The organism is Massilia sp. CT11-108 (genome assembly GCF_047302915.1).
Classification (GTDB): Bacteria; Pseudomonadota; Gammaproteobacteria; order Burkholderiales; family Burkholderiaceae_D; genus Telluria; species Telluria orientalis.
In genome coordinates this window covers 1-3,363 of sequence record NZ_JBKYMO010000559.1, presented here as the reverse complement: position 1 = coordinate 3,363, position 3,363 = coordinate 1, and the positions used below count along the sequence as shown (strand labels likewise).

General features: G+C 65.2%; 3 protein-coding genes. 2 read left to right on the top strand and 1 reads right to left on the bottom strand.

From position 1 onward, the window contains the following. On the top strand, positions 1–454 hold a 454-nt coding region (locus ACEN88_RS27350; protein ID WP_413344726.1), incomplete at its 5' end, for a CBS domain-containing protein. A gap of 130 nt (positions 455–584) precedes the next feature. After that, on the top strand, positions 585–2,120 hold the full coding sequence (locus tag ACEN88_RS27345; RefSeq protein ID WP_413344724.1) for a glycoside hydrolase family 28 protein: 1,536 nt from the start codon (positions 585–587) through the stop codon (positions 2,118–2,120). 1 nt (position 2,121) lies between these two features. On the opposite strand, the gene ACEN88_RS27340 is transcribed toward ACEN88_RS27345, so the two are convergent. Continuing rightward, positions 2,122–2,799, bottom strand: a complete 678-nt coding sequence (locus tag ACEN88_RS27340) for a methyl-accepting chemotaxis protein (RefSeq protein ID WP_413344722.1) — start codon at positions 2,797–2,799, stop codon at positions 2,122–2,124. Between the last annotated feature and the right edge of the window lie 564 nt (positions 2,800–3,363).

The window sequence follows — 3,363 nt, the reverse complement described above, 5'->3', positions numbered from 1 at the left end:
CGCGGCCGACGAGCAGGAACGCGAACGCCTGCGCGCGATCCGGATGCAGGAACTGATCCGCCCCGCCGACACCGTCCTGCCGCTCGATGCCTCCATCGCGCAGGCCGCCGCGCTGTTTCGCCAGCACCCCGTGAAATACGTCTACCTCGTCGATGCCGCCCGGCGCTACCGCGGCGTGGTGGCGCTGCACGACGTGGCCGCGCTGTACGAGCGGGACGAGGCATCCTCCCGCACCTGCGCCGACATCGCCCGGCCCGACGCCCTGCCCGTCGTCACCGCCGACATGGGCCTGGACGACGCGCTGCGCCAGTTCATGCGCCACTTCGGCGAGCGGCTGCCGGCCGTGCGCAGCGCACTCGACCCCGAGCTGCTCGGGGCCGTGCACAAGACGGATGTGCTGGATGCGTATGTCAGGCTGAATCGGGCGCCGCTGGGGATGCAGGTGGAGGCATAAACTGCTTGCAGATATATTGTGAGATCGATAACATCGAGAGATTACCCACTCTTCCGCGTATCGGTCCATGAGCACACTTACCCGCCGTCGTTTGCTTGGTTCAGCCGCCCGACTGGCGGTCTCGCTTCCCATGCTGTCCGCCTTCGGCAACGCGCAGGCGCAAGCCGCAGCGCGCCACGACGTGCGCGACTACGGTGCCCGCGGAGACGGCAAGACGGTCGATTCCGGCGCCATCAACGCCGCCATCGAGGCGGCGGCCAGGGCGGGTGGCGGCACCGTGCATGTCCCGCCCGGGCGCTACCTGTCCGCATCGATCCGGCTGCGCAGCCGCGTCACGCTGCATCTGGAGGCGGGCGCGGTCATCGAAGCGGTGGACTGGAAGGTCGCGCCGTACGACCTGCCGGAACCGAATGCCGCGGGCGGCAACTACCAGGACTTCGGCCACAGCCACTGGAAGAACAGCCTGATCTGGGGCATCGGCCTGGACAGCGTTGCGATCACCGGCACCGGCCACATCGATGGCAAGGGACTGAACCCGGGCTACCGGAAGCTGCCCGACGGGAGCATACGCTACGACGCGGACGGCGGGCCGGGCGAAGGCAACAAGGCGATCTCGCTACGCGAATGCAATAACGTCCTGCTGCGCGACTTCGGCATCTTGAGAGGGGGCCATTTCGGTATCCTGGCGACCGGATGCAGCAACGTGACGGTCGATAATCTGCGCATCGATACCAATCGCGACGGCATGGACATCGATTGCTGCAGCAACGTGCGCATTTCCAGGTGCAGCGTCAATTCGCCCTGGGACGACGGCATCTGCCTGAAGGCGTCGTATGCACTGGGCCGGATCGCGGCCTGCGACAACATCACGATTTCGGATTGTTACGTGGCCGGGAATTTCGACGTCGGCACGCTGCTGGACGGGACATTCAAGCGCAGCACACCGGACTACCACTCGGGCCGCGTCGGGCGGATCAAGCTGGGCACGGAATCGAATGGCGACTTCAGGAACATCACGATCACCAACTGCATCTTCGACGATTGCCGCGGCCTCGCCATCGAAAGCGTGGACGGTTCGCACATCGAAGACCTCACGATTTCCAACATCACCATGCGCAAGGTGGCCAACGATCCGATCTTCATCTGCCTCGGCGCGCGCCTGCGTGGGCCGGATGCGCCGCCGGTCGGGACCATCCGGCGCGTCAACATCAGCAACATCGTCGTCTCGGGCGCCCAAACGGGTTTTACCAGCACGATCAGCGGCCTGCCCGGTCATCCGGTCGAGGACATCCACCTGTCGAACCTGCGCTTGCACGTCGAAGGCGGCGGCACGGCCATGCTGCGCGACGTGGTCCCGCTGGAAAAGCCGACAGCGTATCCCGAGCCGGGCATGTTCGGCCCGTGCCCGGCCTATGGCCTGTACGTGCGCCATGCGGCCGGCATCGACGTCGACCACGTCACGGTGACGTATGCGCAGCCCGAGGCGCGCGCCGCCTTCGTGCTGGAGGATGTACGGGACGCCGTCTTCAGCGCGGTCAATGCCCAGCCGGGCAGCGACGGCGCGGCGCTGTTCGACCTGCGGTCGGTGACGGACTTCACGGTGCGCGACGCGCGCAGGGTCCAGGACCAGCACGTTTCCGACACCGTGCAGCGCCAGCGCATCTGATTCAGTAGGCGAGCGAACCCTCCAGCGCGGTCTGCACCAGCGCATCGATCTCGCCGGTGACGTTGGTCATGGTGCTCGCTACCACGGCGAACTCCCTGCCGACGTCGCCGGCGCGCGCAGCAACGACCTGGGCATTGAAGGCGACCATGCGCGCCTGCCGCGCGATGGTCTTGATGTCCCCCATCAATTCCTGCATCTGCCTGCGCTGCAGCAGGGCATGGCGCTTGGACTGTTCCTCGTACACGAGGGTCAGCGCATTGAGCACGGTGAGCAGCGGCGTCGCGCTGCGCACCAGCTCATCGAGCAGCGCGGGCGCGCGCCGCGACGTCGTGCCGATGGCGTCCAGCGTACTCTCGGCCAGTGCGATGAAGTCGCGGATGATCTGGTCGCCCCGCATCGTGCCGAAATACGCGTCGCGCAGTTGCTGGCAAAAGATGCCCGGCAAACCCTGCTTGCCCTGCACGAGCGTGACATGCGCGTCCCGGAAGGCCGCCAGGGTGTCGCGGGCAGTCTTGTCCGCGCCGTCATGGCCGAGTGACGCCAGCACGGAATACAGCACCACCCGCTGTGACGTGAAACGGCGCCGGCCGGACAGGTTGATCAGGGCGCCGAACACGTCGCCGGACAGTTTGACGTCGGGCTGGGCGGTGGATACGGCGGGGAGAGTTTCTGCGTGCATGCTGGGCTCCGATCGGTGTGACCGCCGGCGGCGGCTGATGCAGTAGCTGATGCAGGTTTTATGCCAGCCAGATTGGTGGCGGCTGTAGTTACATGCACTAACTTGAATCAAACTCTGGGGACGATTTGCACCCGGGGCGTGAGGCAGCCCACATATTGGGCAGGCTCGCCCCGTTTGTTCACGATTTTTTCTTGTTCACGTAACGTGAACACACTGAAAAGATGAACGCTCAAGACCTGTGTGGCGCAATCAGGCACACATTGGTAACCCATCGGCATGTACAAAGAAAAAGCCCGCTGTTCTTCCGAAGAGCGGGCTTTCATCAGTGGACAACGAGGTCGCGCTTAGAACGGGATATCGTCATCCATATCCGAGAAGTTCGGTGCCGGTTTCGGCTGCGGACGTGCGGCCGGGGCCGGCGGGGCCTGGCGCGGGGCAAGAGTATCTTGGCGTTGGACGTTGGCGGGGTCGCATTTTCGTTTGGGGCTGTCACCTTGGACAGTGGGTTCGAGACGACTCACGCCGTTTGGGAGGGAACTATTGAAGGGACCGCGCGCGAGATCC